Origin of the sequence: Serratia nevei (assembly GCF_024160145.1) — a bacterium.
GTDB lineage: Bacteria > Pseudomonadota > Gammaproteobacteria > Enterobacterales > Enterobacteriaceae > Serratia > Serratia nevei_A.
Map to the genome: position 1 here is coordinate 14,171 of NZ_JAMYWQ010000014.1, position 17,346 is coordinate 31,516.

The 17,346-nt window shown below is 57.8% G+C and carries 13 protein-coding genes; 11 read left to right on the plus strand and 2 right to left on the minus strand.

The window, feature by feature from the left end:
* Positions 1 to 5: 5 nt before the first annotated feature.
* On the plus strand, positions 6 to 1,517 hold the full coding sequence (locus M6G53_RS11760; protein ID WP_253331576.1) for a YchO/YchP family invasin: 1,512 nt from the start codon (positions 6 to 8) through the stop codon (positions 1,515 to 1,517).
* Here the strand turns inward: M6G53_RS11760 and narL are convergent.
* Together narL and narX are read right to left on the minus strand one after the other, a co-directional pair.
* The gene (gene narL / locus M6G53_RS11765) at positions 1,514 to 2,164 is read right to left on the minus strand and encodes a two-component system response regulator NarL (protein WP_253331579.1); all 651 of its coding nucleotides are present in this window, start codon (positions 2,162 to 2,164) and stop codon (positions 1,514 to 1,516) included. The two genes, M6G53_RS11760 and narL, sit on opposite strands and share 4 nt — an antisense overlap.
* A gap of 10 nt (positions 2,165 to 2,174) precedes the next feature.
* Entirely contained in the window at positions 2,175 to 3,959 is a 1,785-nt protein-coding gene (narX, locus tag M6G53_RS11770) for a nitrate/nitrite two-component system sensor histidine kinase NarX (RefSeq protein ID WP_253331587.1), read from the minus strand.
* A gap of 350 nt (positions 3,960 to 4,309) precedes the next feature.
* Between narX and M6G53_RS11775 the strand changes: the two genes are divergently transcribed.
* The 10 genes from M6G53_RS11775 (at position 4,310) to M6G53_RS11820 (ending at position 17,341) form a co-directional block, all read left to right on the plus strand.
* Entirely contained in the window at positions 4,310 to 5,704 is a 1,395-nt protein-coding gene (locus M6G53_RS11775; RefSeq protein WP_253331589.1) for a NarK family nitrate/nitrite MFS transporter, read from the plus strand.
* A 774-nt stretch (positions 5,705 to 6,478) separates the two neighbouring features.
* Entirely contained in the window at positions 6,479 to 7,375 is an 897-nt protein-coding gene (locus M6G53_RS11780; RefSeq protein ID WP_253331598.1) for a transcriptional regulator, read from the plus strand.
* 179 nt (positions 7,376 to 7,554) lie between these two features.
* Positions 7,555 to 8,517, plus strand: coding sequence for an NAD-dependent epimerase/dehydratase family protein (locus M6G53_RS11785; RefSeq protein ID WP_253331600.1), 963 nt, complete (start codon positions 7,555 to 7,557; stop codon positions 8,515 to 8,517).
* Positions 8,518 to 8,687: 170 nt separating this feature from the next.
* Entirely contained in the window at positions 8,688 to 9,737 is a 1,050-nt protein-coding gene (gene wecA, locus M6G53_RS11790; protein ID WP_253331602.1) for a UDP-N-acetylglucosamine--undecaprenyl-phosphate N-acetylglucosaminephosphotransferase, read from the plus strand.
* 45 nt (positions 9,738 to 9,782) lie between these two features.
* Positions 9,783 to 10,916, plus strand: a complete 1,134-nt coding sequence (locus tag M6G53_RS11795; RefSeq protein WP_253331604.1) for a polysaccharide export protein — start codon at positions 9,783 to 9,785, stop codon at positions 10,914 to 10,916.
* A 27-nt stretch (positions 10,917 to 10,943) separates the two neighbouring features.
* Entirely contained in the window at positions 10,944 to 13,112 is a 2,169-nt protein-coding gene (locus tag M6G53_RS11800) for a polysaccharide biosynthesis tyrosine autokinase (RefSeq protein ID WP_253331608.1), read from the plus strand.
* Between the two features lie 4 nt (positions 13,113 to 13,116).
* Complete coding sequence (locus M6G53_RS11805; RefSeq protein ID WP_253331610.1) at positions 13,117 to 14,406, plus strand: flippase; 1,290 nt, start codon at positions 13,117 to 13,119, stop codon at positions 14,404 to 14,406.
* Positions 14,396 to 15,244 carry an ATP-grasp fold amidoligase family protein gene (locus M6G53_RS11810; protein ID WP_253331612.1) on the plus strand — a complete coding sequence of 283 codons (849 nt, stop codon included), beginning with the start codon at positions 14,396 to 14,398 and terminating at the stop codon, positions 15,242 to 15,244. The genes M6G53_RS11805 and M6G53_RS11810 overlap by 11 nt, the downstream gene beginning before the upstream one ends.
* Positions 15,245 to 15,378: 134 nt before the next feature.
* The gene (locus M6G53_RS11815; RefSeq protein ID WP_253331614.1) at positions 15,379 to 16,284 is read left to right on the plus strand and encodes a glycosyltransferase family 2 protein; all 906 of its coding nucleotides are present in this window, start codon (positions 15,379 to 15,381) and stop codon (positions 16,282 to 16,284) included.
* 1 nt (position 16,285) lies between these two features.
* Positions 16,286 to 17,341: a glycosyltransferase family 4 protein gene (locus M6G53_RS11820; protein ID WP_253331616.1), complete on the plus strand. Its 1,056-nt coding sequence runs from the start codon at positions 16,286 to 16,288 to the stop codon at positions 17,339 to 17,341.
* The last annotated feature ends 5 nt before the right edge of the window (positions 17,342 to 17,346 follow it).

The following is a 17,346-nucleotide window of genomic DNA, read 5'->3' on the forward strand; positions in this document are numbered from 1 at the left end:
GTGTCATGACAGACGTGATTCAGACAGGATTTATCAAGACCCAAAAACGATTTTGGCGCCGTCGCCAGGCGGCCTGGCTGGCCGGGCCGTTGATGTGGCTGGCCGGCATGGTGCCCGTGTGCGCCGAATCCCCGCCGGCGCCGGACGCCGTTATTTCTTCCGAACAGCAAGCCGCGGATCCGGCCGAGAACTTGCCGGATCTGGGCGGTGCGCCCGACGACGCCGCGCGTGAAAAACAGTGGGCCGAGATGGCCAAACAGCTCGGCGAGAAAGATCTGAACAACGTTTCACGTCAGCAGATGCGCAGCCGCGCCGAGGATTATTTGCTGGGCCAGGCGGCCGACACGCTGCAGCAACAGGCGCAGGAACTGTTGTCGCCGCTGGGCACTGCCCGGCTCTCGCTGAAGATGACCGGTGAGGGTGACTTTACCGGCAGCAACGGGCAATTATTCAGCCCGCTGTACGACGTCGACGGCTTGCTGACCTACGGCCAGATCGGCTGGCAGCAGCAAAGCGCCGGGGCGCTGGGCAATTTTGCGCTGGGGCAGCGCTGGATCGTCGGCGACTGGTTGCTGGGTTACAACACGGCGCTCGACAGCGATTTCGCCCGGCAGCGCAATCGCGGCAGCATCGGTGCGGAAGCCTGGGGAGACTACCTGCGTTTCTCCACCAACTATTATTATCCGCTGTCGGCGCTGTCGCAGCAGCCCGGCGATGGGGGGTTTTTCAGCCGCCCGGCACGCGGTTACGACATCACGACGCAGGGCTACCTGCCGTTTTACCGCCAGATCGGCGGTTCGCTCAGCTATGAGCAGTACCTGGGCGACAATGTCAGTCTGTTCGGCAGCGGCAAAAAGCAAAACGATCCGCGCGCCATGCAGCTGGGTATCAATTACACCCCGGTACCGCTGGTGACGATGAAGGCGCTGCATAAGATTGGCGCGGGCGGGCAGAGCCAGGATCAGGTCGAGCTGGCGCTGAGTTATCGGCTCGGGGTGCCGCTGGTGAAGCAGATTTCGCCGGAGTATGTGGCGCAGGCCAAGTCACTGCGCGGCAGCCGCTACGATCCTATCGAACGCAAGAACGTGCCGGTGCTGGAGTTCCGTCAGCGCAAGACGCTGCAGGTGTTCCTGGCCACGCCGCCGTGGAACCTGCAGGCAGGAGAAACCGTGCCGCTGGTGGTGGAGATCAAGGCATTGAACGGCATTGCTCACGTCAGTTGGCAGGGGGATACGCAGGCGCTGAGCCTGACGCCGCCGCACAACGTCAACGATCCGCAGGGCTGGACGGCGATCGTGCCGCCGTGGGACGACACGCCGGGCGCCGCCAACAGCTACCGGCTGTCGGTCACGCTGGAGGACGACAAGCAGCAGCGCGTGACCTCCAACTGGATAGCGCTGAAAGTGGCGCCGCCGCTGACGGCGGCCAGCGAAGATGATGCGGGCCTGCCGCCGATCAAAACCCTGACGCCACCACCCATTCCGGCGCAAACCGGGCCGCTGTACGGCGGCGATTAACCGTTTTTGCCCTGCAGCACCCACACGGCTGCCTCGACGCGGGATTTTAGCTTCATCTTCTTCAGCAGGTGTTTGACGTGTACCTTGACGGTGCTTTCGGTGATGGTCAGGCGGCGGGCGATCAGCTTGTTCGGCAGCCCCTGGGCGATCAGCTTCAGGATATCCCGCTCGCGCGGCGTCAACTGCTGAATATCGCGATCGGCGCTGGGGCGGTTTTCCCGCAGGCTGGCGGCGAGGATCGGCGTCAGCGTCTCGCTGAGCACCATCTGCCCGGCGGCCGCCTGATGCAGCGCCTTCAGCAGATCCTCTGGCTCCATGTCTTTCAACAAGTAACCGTCGGCGCCGCGCTTGAGTGCGCTGACGACGTCGTCTTCATGGTTGGACACGCTGAATACCACGACGCGCCCCGACAGGTCGGTCTGGCGCAGGCGATCCAGCGTTTCCAGCCCGTTGATACCGGGCATGTTCAGGTCGAGCAGGATCAGATCCGGGTCGTGCTGCTCCGCCAGCACCACCCCTTGCTCGCCGTTGCCGGCCTCGGCGATGACCTGCAGGCGAGCGTCCATGCCGATCAGCTGTTTTACGCCGTTGCGCAGCATCGGGTGGTCGTCGATCAGTAAGATTGTGGCGGCGGTTTCTGTCGTCATGGTGTCTCCGTTAGTCGATGGCGTGGTTATCCGGCGTGAAGCTGACCCGCACCTCGGTGCCGCCGCCGCTGCGCGGTAAAATGTCGCAGCGGCCGTGCAGGCTCTTGGCGCGATCGCGCATGATGATCAAGCCGTAATGGTCGGGGCGTGACGTCTCGGCCGGCAGGCCGCGTCCGTTGTCGCATACGCTCAGGGTCACTTCGCCCCGTTTATTGATGACCCGAATACTCACCTGGCTGGCGGCGGCATGCTTGAGGATGTTGCTGAGCGCCTCGCGGGCGATCTGCAGCAGGTGAATGGCCTGATAGGCGGGCACCGTGCGTGGCCCCAGTTGATAATCGAGACTGATGGTCAGGCCCAGCTTGGGATTGAACTCCGCCACCGTCGATTGCAGCGCCGCCAGCAGACCCGGTTCGGTCAACTGCAGGCGGAAGGTGGTCAGCAACTCGCGCAGCTGGCGATAGGCGCCGTTCAACTCTTCGCGCATCTGCTGCACCAGCGCCTGGCTGGCGGAGGAGAGCGTTTCGCCCTGCATCTGCAGGCAGGCGATCTGCATTTTCAGGCAGGAGAGCGATTGGGCGATAGAGTCGTGCAGCTCGCGGGCGATCGCCGCCCGTTCTTCCATCAGCATCAGCTGCTGCTGGTGGTCGACCTGACGCTCGATGGCCAGTACGCTGGTCAGCTGCTCCACCAGAGTGTTGATCAGCTGGCGGTGTTCATCGTTCAGCGGTTGTTGCGGCGCATGCTGGGCCACGATCACGCCATAGTCGCCGAGCTTGTCGCTCAGGCTCCAGCTCAGCGACGGATTGTCGGGGTGCTGGCGATCGTTTTCATGCAGGCAGGCGCTGCACACCGGATTATGACAATGCTCCGGCCGCAACGGTTGGTTGCCGCTCAGCTGCAGCAACGGCTCCCGGCTGTCGTTCTCATACAGCCGCACCTGAATGGCGCGCAGCGGCGTCAGGGCTTGCAGCTGGTTGAGCAGCGGCGTCAGGCGGCTGCACAGCGGCTCGCTGGCGTGCAGCTGGCGGCTGGCGCGGTAGAGAAAGCTCAACACCTGGTTTTTCTGCTGCAGGTCGGCGGTCTTTTCGGCCACGCGCTGCTCCAGGCCGCTGTAGGTGGCGGCCAGTTCGTCCGACATGGTGTTCAACGCGCCGCCGAGCGAGGCCATCTCGTCCTGATGGCCGCGTTGCGCAAAGCGGCGGCTAAAATCGCCGCGGCCCACCGCCAGCGCCATCTCCACCAGCTGCCGCCAGGGGTGCAGCAACCGCCGGCGTAGGTAGCAGGTGGTGCCGAACAGCAGCAGCAGCGTCAGCGCGATGAAGCCGGCCTGCACCAGCGTCACCATCAGCAGGCGGCGCTCGGTTTGCCTGTCGATATCCGACACCAGCTTGTCCAGCAACTGCACGAAGTGCGCCACCTGCGGCGCGGCATCGGCCGGCTGCTGCGCGCTGCGCAGACGAGGTTGCAGGGTCTGTTGCCAATAGTCGCGCAGGGCGTCGAAGGGGTGCGTCAACCCCTCCTGCTCCACCGAACGTTGCAGGTCGGGGCTGTTTTCGTCGCGTTCCAATTCCTGAATCAAGGTTTCGTGCCGTTCATCCAGCGGCACCTGCGCCAGCAGCCGGTAGCTTTGCATACGCAGCGAGCCGGCCTTGTTGATGGCGTGTGCGTTGCCCTGAATGCTTTGCGACATCCAGGCGGAAATCCCCATGCCGGCCACGCCCAGCATGCCCGACAGCAACATCAGCAGGGCGACCTGATTCACGATCGAAAGCGGGGCCAACAGGCGTTTCATAAGCGTGGGTTCCTGGCATTTGGCGCCGCTGAAGCTCAGGGAGAAGGCGGCGACGGTGAGAAACAAGTAACGATTCAGCCGTATTTTTGATTATCCCTGAGCACAACCCCATACCTCGAATGAAGTACCCATTAGTTTCCGACGGAATGGCGGGGCGGTGAAAATAGCGAAAAGGCTCTTATTAGTACATTGATTTTAATTGCTTTAATTTTTCAATGGGGCGTACCTCTAAGGGGATGAGGGCGCAGGTTGCGCCGCCAACTAGTTGCATTCGGGTTGATATACATCAACTTTGCCGCCGGGGCCGCCCCCTAGGGTGTGCGGAATGATCCCCCGTGTCTGAGGTTTTTATGTCGCAACTTGCAACGCCTTCATCAAAGAAAACCGGCGCGCTGATTCAGGACTGGCGTCCTGAGGACAGCGCTTTTTGGCAGCAGCGTGGCCAGCGCATCGCTACCCGCAACCTGTGGATTTCTATTCCCTGCCTGCTGTTGGCCTTCTGCGTCTGGATGCTGTTCAGCGCCGTTGCGGTCAACCTGAACAAGGTCGGCTTCAACTTTACCACCGACCAGCTGTTCCTGCTGACGGCGCTGCCATCGGTGTCGGGTGCCATTCTGCGCGTGCCGTACTCATTCGTGATCCCGCTGTTCGGCGGACGCCGCTGGACTGCCATCAGCACCTGCTTCCTGCTGGTGCCGTGCCTGTGGCTGGGGTTCGCGGTGCAGGACAGCAACACGCCGTTCAGCGTGTTCGTCGTCATTTCCCTGCTGTGCGGTTTCGCCGGCGCCAATTTCGCTTCCAGCATGGCCAACATCAGTTTCTTCTTCCCCAAAGCGCGTCAGGGCGGGGCGTTGGGGCTTAACGGCGGGCTGGGCAATCTGGGCGTCAGCGTGATGCAACTGGTCGCGCCGTTGGCGATCTCTGTCAGCCTGTTCGGCCTGTTTGGCGGCGCGGCGCAAAATCAGGCGGCGGGGGGCCCGCTGTGGCTGGAAAACGCCGCCTGGATCTGGGTGCCGTTCCTGCTGGTCGCCACCCTGGCGGCCTGGTTCGGCATGAACGATCTGGCGGCGGCCAAGGCATCGCTGCGTCAACAACTGCCGGTGCTCAAGCGCGGACATCTGTGGATGCTGAGCCTGCTGTACCTCGCAACCTTCGGCTCTTTCATCGGCTTCTCCGCCGGTTTCGCCATGCTGTCGAAGACGCAATTCCCGGACGTGGTGATCCTGCATTACGCGTTCTTCGGGCCATTCCTCGGGGCGCTGGCGCGCCCGGTTGGCGGCGCGTTGTCTGACCGTTTCGGCGGCGTGCGGGTGACGTTGATCAACTTTGTGGTGATGGCCGTTTTCGCCGCGCTGCTGTTCCTGACCTTGCCGGCGGCGGGTGAGGGCGGCTCGTTCATCGCCTTCTACGGCATTTTTATGGTGCTGTTCCTCACCGCCGGCCTGGGCAGCGGCTCGACGTTCCAAATGATTGCCGTCATTTTCCGTAAAATCACCGTCGATCGCGTCAAAGCGGCCGGCGGCAGCGACGAGAGCGCGCAGCGTGAGGCGGTGACGGACTCCGCCGCCGCATTGGGCTTCATCTCGGCGATTGGCGCCGCCGGCGGCTTCTTTATTCCGCAGGCGTTCGGCACCTCGCTGGCGCTGACCGGTTCACCGGCGGGGGCGATGAAAGTGTTTCTGGCATTTTATATCCTGTGTGTAGCTATCACCTGGGTGGTGTACGGCCGCAAGAAAAAAGCCTGAGCGTCAGACGGTTTTCTCTATCCCTCCCCGACCGGGGAGGGATATTTCGCACATTCCGAGTTATCTTTTCCCGCCCCCTCAGTGAAATTTTCTGTCTTTAGGTAAAATTCTCACCCTCATTTGCCGTTTTTTTCTTTTTTTATAGCCATATCTCTCAATGTATGAATGCTTTCGTGTAAAGGGATTATATTATTTGCACGGTTTTTTCGTTTTGTTATGCGTATTTTTACCATTAAAAGATTAATGTCTTGCCTTTCGGTTAAATGAAATTTTTGGCGAAGGGCGGCATAATTGGCGTGCTTGTTATAAAATCAGCAATAGGGGTTTGTCTTAGATGCTCTGCCCGTTGAGTGGAATGATAGCCGGAGTTAAATCAGACAACTCTCATTCTGTTTTTTCCGGCTTTTTGTAGTCTATCTGACCATCAGATTAGCGTGAAAAACAGGGTGAATTTACGACACAGAATGAAATTTCACAATTTTATGTGATTAACAACCCGACGGTGCTGTTATTTTTTTCTTTTTAAATCAAAGGGGTGGTGGTTTGACTTTTACGGTAGCGATGAAAGAAATCCATGTTACCAACAGGGAAAAAGACGCGTTTGGATAAACGGAACATCCTTAATAAGGCTTAATGTAAAAAATGAAATCAGAAAATTTTTATAAAAGCCAATATCCGATGAATGCAACCTGTTGAGTTTACATTTAATTTCTTGAACATTTTTTGATATTTCTATACAAAGTGTGCAGGACAGGCACGCTAAGGAAATTAAAAGTGAATCTTGATAAAAGAATAAAGATTAGGAATCTCGATGTTCTGACTCCTGCCGGGGAGAAATTCCGTCTGCGTTGGAAAGAGTATCAAATTCTTTCGCTGCTTGTCGCCAGGTCCCCCGAACTGGTTACTCGAACGGAAATTATAGAAAATATATGGAAAGGAACTTATTGTTCAGATTCCACGATAAATCAAACAATTAAATCTATTCGCCAGAAAATTAGCGATACGGAACACACGCTGATCAGAACCATTCCCCGTTTAGGTTATAAGGTGGAAAATCAAGCAATTTTTCACTTTATATCCGAAGATGAAGACTATGCCGGTGATGATATATTAAATGGGAGTGATGATGTTGATGTTGATATTCAAGCGGAACTTTCTGAAAATGAAAGCGAATTGCCTGAGTCAAATGACGTTAAAATAGTTAAGCCGCGCTCGACGATGGTCTCTGCGCCGGCCACAGCAGTGGAGTCGTCCAAAGAAGCGGTGCGCGAAAAGAAACTGGCGATGGTACGCCGGTTTTTCAGCATGCCTGCCAGTCGCGTGGTCAAATACCTGACGGTATTCGCGTCTTTACTGGTTATTTCACATTTTTCATATGTACTGGGCAACCAAACCCGTCCGCCGGTGATCAACGATATTCAGAACAACACGCGCGTCGTGCTGACGCTGACGCTGAATAATCCGCATTCCAATAGCCCGCAAACGCTGCTCTGCCTGTACCAGGGCGAAAACATGGAGCTGGCGACAATAGAATGTGTCGATCCCAAACAAGGCCAGCTGAAGTTGCCGGTAAAATATGAGGTTTCTTCCACCCCGGCTAAAGGTCGGATTAATCTCATATTGCCGAATAAAACCTTGCAATATCAAGTTGCTTACGATGTTAAAAATTAGCGCGAAATGAGGTTTTATCTGTAGTGATAATTTTACATTCGATGAAATATTTTATTTCATTATTTGTTATTTGAAAGCCGGGTTCGATTTGTCCAGTCTGGGTCTCATTACCTAACGCGTATTAGCGCCCTGTCTCAACAGTGTGACAGGAATAATGAGAACCTGCTGAGTGACAAATTATGGATAAGCGTAAAGTAGCTATTATCGGGGGTTCCGGTTTTATCGGAACACGTCTGGCGAAACGTCTCAGTGTGCGTGACGATCTGACGTTGGTCATCGTTGACAAGCAGCCCAGCGCACATTTTCCGGCGCTCTATCAATATGGCGATGTGACTCGGCCTCAAACTTTGCAGCAGCCGCTGACGGGCTGCGACGCCATCATTAACCTGGCGGCGGAACATCAAGACAATGTTGATCCCATCTCACTCTATTATCAGGTCAATGTTGAAGGCGCTCGTCACGTTTGCATGACCGCTTCAGCCTTGAATATCCGCCAAATCATTTTCACCTCCTCGGTCGCCGTTTATGGTTTCGTCAAACAGGAAACCGGCGAAGAGGGGCGTTTCGAACCTTTCAACCATTACGGCAAATCCAAGCTCGAAGCGGAATACGTTTATGAGGCGTGGCGCAAGGCCGATGGCGAAAACAAATTGACCATCATTCGCCCGACGGTGGTATTCGGCGAAGGCAATCGCGGCAATGTGTATAACCTGTTCCGCCAGATCGCCAGCGGCCGTTTCGTGATGATCGGCAGCGGCAATAACATGAAATCGATGGCCTACGTCGAAAATATTGCCGCACGGCTGGAACATGCGCTGGATCAGCAAGCAAGTTACCAGGTCAGCAATTACGTCGATAAACCGGACTTCACCATGAATCAGCTGGTCGACGTTATTTCTTCTTCTTTAGGCAGAGAAAATAAGACGATTCGCATTCCTTATGCATTGGGAATATGCGGCGCAACCGCATTGGATGTGGTGAGCAAAATAAGTCGGAAAAAATTCCCTATCAGTCGCGTCAGAGTGCAGAAATTTTGCGCCAAAACGCAATTTAAAAGCAATGTGCAGAATAATTTCGTGGCGCCGGTCGAACTTGATTTGGCGATCGAAAGAACCATTAAGCATGAGTTTTCTGATAGATAACTTAACCGCACGCTGACGTTATTTTGGGAATGCCCGCTGACAAGCGGATAAATCTGTATTTCTCAGGATTAGCGAATGCTGAATTATATCCTGGCAGGATCATTTTTTGTTAATAGCGCATTGGGAGCTGTAACTCAAGGGCGGTAGCGTGCTTATTCGCTGGAGGAACGATGTTATATCAACTGAGCGTGATATTTGTGCTGGCGGTAGCGCTGGTTTTTATTGCCCGCCGGGCCGCATTAGCGGTGGGGTTGGTGGATAAACCCAATGCGCGCAAACAACATCAGGGGCATATTCCGCTGGTCGGCGGCATCGCGGTTTACCTGACGCTGGTGCTGATGACGCTGTGGCAACCCGCCTGGTTGCCCGACGGCCCGATCTATCTGCTGTGCGTCACGGCGTTGGTGGTGTTGGGCGTGCTGGATGACCGTTTTGATCTGCCCGTGACGCCGCGCGTCATGGTGCAGGGAGGGATCGCGCTGGCGATGATGCTGGCGGCAGGGATGCAACTTTCCTCACTGGGGTCTGTCTGGGGGCATCAGGAAGTGATGCTCGGCGATGGCGCGCTGTTGCTCACGCCGCTGGCGGTGTGGGGCGCGATCAACGCCTACAACATGGTGGATGGCATCGACGGACAGCTGGGGGCCTTGTCCTGCGTCACCTTTGTCGCGTTGGCCATCGTGTTCGGACTGGGCGGCCGGGAAGACCTGGCGCTGTGGTGCCTGGGCCTGATCGTTGCCTTGGGCGCCTACCTGTTGTTCAACCTGAGCCTGTTCGGCGCCCGCAACAAGATTTTTATGGGCGACGCCGGCAGCATGGTGATCGGGTTTAGCGTGCTGTGGCTGGTGCTGCTGGCCACCCAGGGGCCGCAGGCGGTGATGCGCCCGGTGACCGCGCTGTGGCTGATCGCCATTCCGCTGATGGATATGGTGACCGTGATGGTGCGCCGCCTGTTGCGGCGCCAAAGCCCGTTCAAGGCGGGGCGCGACCATTTGCACCACATCCTGATGCGTCGCGGGCTCAATGCGCGCCAGGCGCTGGCGATGAGCACCATGTTGGCGGTGACGCTGGCCTGCATCGGTATTTGCAGCGAAGTGTTGAAGCTGCAGGAGAGCCTGATGCTGGTGGCGTTTCTGCTCTGTTTTTGCGGCTATTTCGCCATGCTGCGTGAACCTCGCCAGGCAACGGTGCTCAGCGATAACCCGAGCATTGGCCGTTAATCTTCTCATGGGCTGCCGCGGCAGCCCGTCTATCACGGTACTTCCATGAATTTTTCTTTGTCCCCTTTGATGCCGTTGGTCTTCACCTCTGCGTTGTTGAGCGGTTGTACGGTGGTCCCCGGCTCGCATTTGCCTACCAGCGGAAAGGCCATCGTCGTGCAGCAGGATGACGATTTCGATTTGAACAACCAGGTGCAGGTCTATCGTATGACGCCGATGCTGCTGCAGAAGATGCGGCCCGTAGAGCCGAGCGCGCGGCCTAACCCGGCGCTGGACCAGCGCCTGCAGAGCTATCAATACCGCATCGGCGTTGGCGACGTGTTGAACGTCACCGTCTGGGATCACCCCGAGTTGACCACGCCGGCCGGGCAGTATCGCAGCGCCAGCGATACCGGCAACTGGGTGCATGCGGATGGCACGATCTTTTATCCCTATATCGGGCGTGTGGCGGTGGTGGGCAAGACCGTCACCGAAGTGCGCAGTCTGATCGCCGGCCGTCTGGCGCAGTATGTGGAAAGCCCGCAGGTGGACGTCAGCATTGCCGCTTTCCGCTCGCAGAAGGCTTACGTGACCGGCGAGGTGAAAACTTCCGGCCAACAGGCGATCACCAACGTGCCGTTGACCATTCTGGATGCGATCAATGCCGCCGGGGGGCTGACGGACAACGCCGACTGGCGCAACGTGGTGCTGACCCATCAGGGCAAGGAGCGGGCAATCTCGCTGCAGGCGTTGATGCAGCGCGGCGACATCAGCCAGAACGCGCTGTTGCAGCCGGGGGACATCCTCTACGTACCGCGCAACGACGAATTGAAAGTGTTCGTGATGGGTGAGGTGGGCAAGCAGGCGACATTGAAAATGGATCGCAGCGGCATGACCCTGGCCGAAGCCCTCGGCTCTTCCGAAGGGATCAGTCAGACGGTGGCGGACGCGACCGGCGTGTTTGTGATCCGGCCGAGCGGCGGTAAAGCGCCGCAGCGGTTGGCGACGCTGTATCAGTTCGATCTCTCCGACGCCAGCGCGCTGGCGATGGGCGCCGAATTTCAGCTGCAACCTTACGATGTCGTGTACGTCACTGCGGCGCCGGTCGCACGCTGGAACCGTTTGATCAGCCAGCTGGTGCCGACCATCAGCAGCTTTAACGATCTCAGCGAGGCTACCTTGCGCATTCGCAACTGGTAACTCCGCTGGGTGAATAAGGAACAGAAGATGAAAAACAATGCGCTGTCCGTGGTGGTGGCCGATCAGGATGAAAAGCTGGAGTGGGAACGTCTGGTAGGGCCGCTGTGGGATAACCGTTGGCGGATCGCCGTCGTGACCGGTTTGGCCGGCGTGCTGGGCGTGGCCTACGCGCTGTTGGCCACCCCGGTGTACCAGGCCACCGCAGTGGTGCAGGTGGAGAAGCAGCTGTCCGGCGATTCGCTGCTGCGTGAAACGCTGGACAGTTCGATGGGGCAAAGCTCGGCGACGCAGGATGAGGTGACGCTGGCCAAGTCGCGCTACGTGCTCGGGAAAACGGTGGATGCCCTTGGCCTGACGGTGCGCGTCAGCCCGGACTATTTCCCGGTGTTCGGCAAAGGGTTTGCCCGGCTGAGCGGTCAAAAGCCGCCGATCCTGGACATCGCGGCGTTGACGACGCCGCCGGAAGTGCAGGGCGAAGCGCTGACGCTGACGGTGCGCGACGGGCAGCACTACGAACTGAGCCATGACGGCGACAAACTGTTCAGCGGCGTGGTCGGGCAGCCGGTGGCGCAGGGCGGGTGGAACATGACCGTCTCGGCGCTGGACGCAGCGCCGGGCACCCGCTTTACCGTGGTCAAAGTCGCACGCCAAAAGGCGGTGGACGATCTGGGCAAATACCTCGATGTGGTGCCGGGCGGCAAGGACAGCGGCATCATGACCTTTACGCTGCCGAGCGAAGATCCGCAGCGCGCCGAGGCGATGCTGAAAAACATCACCGACAACTACCTGCAGCAGAATGTGGATCGCAAAACGGAAGAGGCGCAGCGGATGCTGGCGTTCCTCAAAGAACAGCTGCCGCAAACGCAAACCGCGTTGAACAATGCCGAAACCCAGCTCAACCAGTTCCGCCAACAGAACGACTCGGTGGATCTGTCGCTGGAAGCCAAATCGGTGCTGGACACGCAGGTGCAGCTCGAAGCCCAGCTCAACGAGCTGACCTTCAAGGAAGCGGAGATCTCCAAGCTCTATACCCGCGCGCACCCGGCTTACCGGGCGCTGCTGGAAAAGCGCGCCACGCTGGAAGCGGAAAAGGCGCGGTTGGCTAAACAGGTACAGACGCTGCCGAAAATGCAACAGGAGATCCTGCGTCTCACCCGCGACGTGCAGGTGGATCAGCAGGTGTACATGCAGCTGATGAACAAACAGCAGGAGCTGAGCATCAGCAAGGCCGGTACGGTGGGCAACGTCCGCATCATCGACGAAGCGGAAACCGCCCTGCGGCCGATTCAACCGCAAAAGATGCTGATCGTGCTGTTGGCGCTGTTGCTGGGGGGCGGCGGGGCCGCCGCGGTGGTGTTGCTGCGCGCGGCCTTCCATCGTGGGATCAATGACGTTGATGCCCTGGAGAAGCGGGGCATCAACGTCTATGCCACCGTGCCGCTGTCGCCGTGGCAGGTGAAGCGCAACCGCGAGCAGCGCCTGCTGCTGCCTAAATCCGGCGGCCGGCGCCTGCCGATCCTGGCGGTGGCCGAACCGGCGGATCTGTCGGTGGAAGCGATCCGCAGCCTGCGTACCAGTCTGCATTTCGCCATGCTGGAGGCCAAAAACAACATCCTGATGGTCTCTGGCGCCAGCCCGGAAAGCGGCAAGAGCTTTACCAGCACCAACCTGGCGGTAGTGGTGGCGCAGGCCGGGCAACGGGTGTTGCTGATCGACGCGGATATGCGCAAAGGGTTTTTGCATCGCTGGTTGGCGGATGATGGACACAACGGCCTGTCTGACATGCTGGTGGGCAATGTGATGGCGGAAGACGCAGTGCGGAAAACCGGCATTGCCAATCTGGACTTCGTGCCGCGCGGCCAGGTGCCGCCGAACCCGTCCGAGCTGCTGATGCATCGCCGTTTTGCCGATTTCCTGCGTTGGGCCGGACAAAACTACGATCTGGTGTTGATCGATACGCCGCCGATCCTGGCGGTGACGGACGCGGCGATCGTCGGCAATCACGTCGGCACCTCGCTGCTGGTGGTGCGCTTTGAGGTGAATACCGTCAAGCAGATCGAAACCAGCATGCGCCGTTTCGAACAGAATGGCGTGGCGATCAAAGGCGTGATCCTCAACGGCATGGTGAAGAAATCCGCCGCCGATGCGGGCTACTACGCGTTCGCCTATCCGAGCCACCAGGAAAAGGTGCCGTAAACGGATGAAAGCGATGCTGATGAACTCTTTGTGGTTAATGCTGGAGCGAGTGTCGCTGAGTTTGTCGGGGATCTTCGTTTCGGTGTATGTCGCGCGCTATCTGGGGCCGGCGCAATACGGTTTGATCAACTACCTGCTGTCGGTGATTGCCATCGCCGTGCCGCTGGTGCAGCTGGGGGCAGACGCGGTGTTGTTCAACCGCGTCGCCAAACGACGCCGCAGCGGTATGCGGCTGATGCTGGCCTCGATGCGCATCCGCCGTCAGCTGTTTGCGCTGATCGCGCTGCCGCTGATGGCCTGGACGCTGCTGACGCAGGATCGCACCAGCCAAATCATGATGCTGTTGATGTTGATCAGCGCCTATTTCTCCGTGCAGGACGTCTACAAAATCTATTACGACGCGCTGCTGAAGTCGAAGCTGAATACGCTGATCAACAACGTCGCGCTGCTGCTGTCGATCGTGATGCGGCTCGGCCTGGTGTATGCGCAATTGCCGCTGGAATGGTTCGCGTTGCCCTACGTACTGAGCAGCCTGCTGCCCTATGCGGTGCGCTGGGTGCTGTTCCGCCGCGAGCGGGTGCAGATGCCGGCCATCAACGGCCGGCACAAACGGCGCTATGGCCGTTACCTGTTCAGCGTCGGGTTGCCGCTGGCCATCTCCAGCTTGTCGATCGTTATCTACACGCGCATCGATCAGATCATGCTCGGCAATTATTTGGGGGAGCGCAGCGTCGGGCTATACAGCGCCGCCATTACGTTGAGCCAGGGGTGGGTATTCGTGCCTATTGCGCTGATCATGTCGATGATGCCGAGCGTAGCCAACGCCGGCTCAGAGGAGGAACAAGAGGAACGCATTCGCCAGCTGTATCTGGTGGTGCTGGTGCTCTCCGCGCCGGTGATCGCGCTGCTGTCGCTGTTCCCGCAGCCGATCGTGACGCTGATGTTCGGGGAGCATTACCGGCAAACGGCGAGCATTCTGGCGCTGTGTTCGGTGACGTCGCTGTTCTCGGTGATGGGCACGGTGTCTTATCGCGCCATCGTGTTGTTCAGCGGCTACCGGTTCATCGCCATCAAAATGCCGCTGGCGGCATTGGCCAATGTGGCGATGAATGTCGTCCTGATCCCGCGCTACGGAATCATGGGGGCGGCGATCTCGACGCTGAGCACGGAGTTTATTTCATTCTTTGTGCTCAACAGCTTTTTCAGACGAGGAAAGATTACGCGTTTGCAGCTGACTTGCTATCGGTGTTTTCCGCAATTAATAGGAAAGGTACGAGAAATCTATGTTAAATAATCTGGTGAAAGGGTTATACCGGCGTATGCCCGATGCATTATATCATCAGTTAAAATACGCGATGTTTTTTCGCAAGGTGCCGCACCTGGCTCATCCGGTGGGGTACAGCGAAAAACTGATGCGCAGGAAAGTGTATCCACTGGCGATATATACGCAGCTGTCCGATAAATATCGGGTAAGAGAGTATATTGAACGGCTATGGGGTAAAGAGTATCTGATCGACCTGTATGCACACGGCAAAGAATTTACGGAAGAGATTTATCAGCAGTTGCCTGAGGCCTTTGTCATTAAGGCCAATCATGGCAGCGGCTATAACAAATTGGTGTTTGATAAAAACCAAACCAGTTTCAACGAACTGCGGGTGTTGACCAACAGCTGGCTGCGACAAAGCTTTTATCAGGTTTATCGCGAGCGTCATTATAAAGATATTCCGCCCTGCATCATGGTGGAAAGAATGCTGATCGACGAAGGGCAAATACCGAACGATATCAAGATCCACTGTTTCAATCTTGAAGGTGAGGTGCGCTTCTTTATTCAGATCGACTATCAGCGCTTTATCGATCACCGCCGCGATTTCTTTGATGCCGACTGGAACCGTACCGAGATCCGCATGGGCGTGCCGAACAGCGACGTGCCGATGTCTTGCCCGACGCGGCTTGCGGACATGCTGCGGCTGGCGCGCCAGGTGGCGGAACAATTTTCATATGTACGCGTCGACTTTTATCAGGTGCAGGATCGCATTTATTTCGGCGAGCTGACATTCACCCCGGGAGCCGGATTACAACGGCTGATGCCAGAAACGATCGAACAGGAATGGGGAGGGTATTTCCATACGTAGCTGAAACAGGCCGTTGGCTGCGCGTACTCGACCCGAGGCGGGGGGATAACCGGGCAGGGATATGCTGCGATAACAAAATTTTTCTCTGGCATAAGACTGTACTCGCCAGTTGATAATAGCTTTTGAGGTATTAAATGGACTTATCAATTGTTATTCCCGCTTTCAATAATTCAAACCACCTCGCCGCCACGCTGGCGCGCATGACCCATTATTGCGCCGGTTTTGATTATGAAATCATTGTGGTTGATTATTCATCGGAAGCCGGAGAGTCGGAAAAAATACACGGATTGCTGGCGGCGAATCATCGTGCCAGGCTGCATGAAAGCCGGGTGCGCGGCAATATTGCCGTCGCCTGCAATATCGGTTTTCGTCTGGCGCGTTCCGAAGTGGTTTTTTTTCTTGAGCCGGAGGATATGTTTGGCACCAATTATATTATCCGGCGCTTGAGACGGCATGAAGACACGCGGATCGATATCGTGTTCGGCAATTACACCACGGTTAACGACAAGACCGTGCGCAGCTATGTGTTTAATTATCAGGAGGGCGTGGCCGGCGAAGATTTTTTATTTATCGAGATGGGTGATATTCGCACCTCGACCATCAGCGTGCGCAAAAAACAGGACCGGCGCTTTCTATTTCCGGAGTTTTTGGCGCGCTATCAGGACTGGGGGTTTTTGGTTAACGCCACCAATCTGGGCGCCCGGGTGGTTCACGATCAGGGCGGCGGGGTGTTCATCCGCTGCGGCGACGAGGATTTGAACCGTTGTCGCTTGAACATCGATGCCAGCGAACGCTTTATCGATACCTATCTGCAGGCCAGCGGCCGCTATATCAGCGGCTTTGCCTGCAAACACCTGCTGGCTTCGTTGTACAGCGAAGATCTGCAGGCTTTCAACTATTACTCATCGCGCATGGAGCGCCATACCCTGAGCGGAAAATTCAAGGCGATCAAGCTGTATGGCGACTGTCTGGCCAGGCTGGGGCTGTTTCCCTTGGGAGGGCGACTGCTGCGCACGGCACGCGAGGGATTACGGAGGTGACATGCAACCGCGGAAAATCGCAATTGTAATTGAAAACATCGGCGGCAAAGGCGGTACCGAGCGGGTAGCGAGCAGCCTGGCCAATGCGCTGGCCACTCGCTTCAACCACCAGGTCGAACTGGTGTCGGTCTGCGGCGAACAAGCGTTCTACCCGCTGGAGCCGGCGGTGACGCTGCGTTTTATGCGCGGCAGAACGCTGTTGTGGCCGTGGCGCCTGGCGCTGTTCTTACGGCACGGCCGTTATGACGCCATCATCACCGTGTCGATGGGCAAGCTGTCGGTGATCATGGTGCCTTACCTGCGGCTGCTGTGCTCCGGCAGCAGGTTGGTGCTGAGTGAGCATGTCAGTTTCCACCAGTATCCGTGGCCGATGAAGTGGCTGAAGGTGCTGATCTATCGGCTGGGCGATCGCACGGTACTGCTGACGCAGAAAGATCGGGCGAATATCGGCCGCTGGGTGCCGGCCAGCAAGTGCCGGGTGATCGAGAACGTCTCGCCGTTTCCGCTGCGGGTGCCACACCCGGAACAGCAGCGGCCGGTGGCCTTGGCCGTTGGCCGGCTGTGTTACCAGAAAGGGTTCGATCGGCTGATCGCCGCCTGGCACCAGGTGGCGCAGCAGGCGCCGGACTGGCAGTTGCACATCGTCGGCGACGGCCCGGATCAGGCGGCGTTGCAACGGCAAATCGCCGATTACGGGCTGGGCGATCGGGTGCTGTTGTTGCCGGCCACCGCCGATATCGCCGGGCACTACCGCCAGGCGAGCATGCTGCTGATGACCTCACGCTACGAAGGGCTGCCGATGGTGCTGATCGAAGCCATGAGCTTCGGCCTGCCTTTGGTGGCGTTCGATTGCCTGACCGGCCCGGCGGAGCTCATCGACGATCGCGAGAACGGTTATCTGGTGGCCGACGGCGACGTCGACACCTTCAGCCAGCGCGTGTTGGCGCTGATCGGCGACGGCGAGCTGCGCCGCCGCTTCTCCCATCACGCGTTGGAAAAGGCGCAACGGTTTGTGCCTGAACGTATTTATCCCCAGTGGCAACAGCTTATCGTCTGAGGTAA

Coding starts and splice junctions, on each gene's coding strand:
- M6G53_RS11785 (WP_253331600.1), top strand. CDS start 7,555: ATGGATAAGCGTAAAGTAGCTATTATCGGGGGTTCCGGTTTTATCGGA.
- M6G53_RS11800 (WP_253331608.1), top strand. CDS start 10,944: ATGAAAAACAATGCGCTGTCCGTGGTGGTGGCCGATCAGGATGAAAAG.
- wecA (WP_253331602.1), top strand. CDS start 8,688: ATGTTATATCAACTGAGCGTGATATTTGTGCTGGCGGTAGCGCTGGTT.
- M6G53_RS11760 (WP_253331576.1), top strand. CDS start 6: ATGACAGACGTGATTCAGACAGGATTTATCAAGACCCAAAAACGATTT.
- M6G53_RS11815 (WP_253331614.1), top strand. CDS start 15,379: ATGGACTTATCAATTGTTATTCCCGCTTTCAATAATTCAAACCACCTC.
- M6G53_RS11820 (WP_253331616.1), top strand. CDS start 16,286: ATGCAACCGCGGAAAATCGCAATTGTAATTGAAAACATCGGCGGCAAA.
- narX (WP_253331587.1), bottom strand. CDS start 3,959: ATGAAACGCCTGTTGGCCCCGCTTTCGATCGTGAATCAGGTCGCCCTG.
- M6G53_RS11775 (WP_253331589.1), top strand. CDS start 4,310: ATGTCGCAACTTGCAACGCCTTCATCAAAGAAAACCGGCGCGCTGATT.
- M6G53_RS11805 (WP_253331610.1), top strand. CDS start 13,117: ATGAAAGCGATGCTGATGAACTCTTTGTGGTTAATGCTGGAGCGAGTG.
- narL (WP_253331579.1), bottom strand. CDS start 2,164: ATGACGACAGAAACCGCCGCCACAATCTTACTGATCGACGACCACCCG.
- M6G53_RS11810 (WP_253331612.1), top strand. CDS start 14,396: ATGTTAAATAATCTGGTGAAAGGGTTATACCGGCGTATGCCCGATGCA.
- M6G53_RS11795 (WP_253331604.1), top strand. CDS start 9,783: ATGAATTTTTCTTTGTCCCCTTTGATGCCGTTGGTCTTCACCTCTGCG.